General features: G+C 73.3%; 1 pseudogene. It reads right to left on the bottom strand.

Annotated elements, in window-relative coordinates:
* A pseudogene (locus UK12_RS34335) lies at positions 1-277 on the bottom strand (NADH-quinone oxidoreductase subunit C); the annotation flags it as partial.
* Between the last annotated feature and the right edge of the window lie 56 nt (positions 278-333).

The raw sequence follows: 333 nt of genomic DNA, 5'->3' as shown, positions 1-333 counted from the left end.
CGGGCACGGTTTCGACGAGGTGGCCGACGAGTTCGAGGGCGCGCTGGAGGAGCGGGTGCTCCCGGGCGACGTGGAAGGTGAGTTCGCCCCGGTCCACGCGGGTCTTCCCGATCACCGCCGCCGGCTCGAGCCCCTGCTCCGCCCGCGCGCCCTCGAACTCGTCGGCCACCTCGTCGAAACCGTGCCCGTCCGGGCGGCTGTTCGCGGGCGCCAGCGCGATCGGGGCGGTCAGCCCGCCGAAGCCGGAGGTGTCACCGGTTCCCTTGGCGCCGAACATGCCCTGTCGCCGGCCTACGACATCAACCGGGACTTCCGAGAGGGTGGCTGGGACGC

Origin of the sequence: Saccharothrix sp. ST-888 (assembly GCF_000955975.1) — a bacterium.
Lineage (GTDB): Bacteria > Actinomycetota > Actinomycetes > Streptomycetales > Streptomycetaceae > Kitasatospora.
The sequence above is the reverse complement of the archived record's forward strand: the minus strand, read 5'-3'. Positions and strand labels throughout refer to the sequence as shown.